1 pseudogene is annotated in these 264 nt (G+C 61.0%); it reads right to left on the bottom strand.

Annotation, left to right across the window (positions count from 1 at the left end):
- Positions 1 to 264 (bottom strand): annotated as a pseudogene (locus SB753_RS38145) (putative sulfate exporter family transporter); the annotation flags it as partial.

Here is a 264-nt window from a genome sequence, read left to right as displayed (position 1 = left end):
AAACCATTCGGGCAGACGGAACACATTCGAGATCAGCAAGCCAAGCGCGAGCGCGACGAGCGGCGGCTCCATGTTGTACTTCGACGCATTGGCCCACGCGCCGACTTCGAAAATCAGCACCGACACGGCGAACAGGATCGCGAACGACGCAAGGAAGTGTGCGATGCGCTGCTTGAGCACGCTCAGGCTGGCGCCGAACAGCACGGCAAACACGGCGAACAGGGCGATGTAGTTCGGCAGATGCTTGACCAGGTCTTGTCCGGC

Source organism: Paraburkholderia sp. SIMBA_053 (genome assembly GCF_046534895.1).
GTDB classification, from domain to species: Bacteria; Pseudomonadota; Gammaproteobacteria; order Burkholderiales; family Burkholderiaceae; genus Paraburkholderia; species Paraburkholderia caledonica.
Note: the sequence above shows the minus strand (reverse complement) of the source record. Positions and strands in the feature narration are given on the sequence as shown.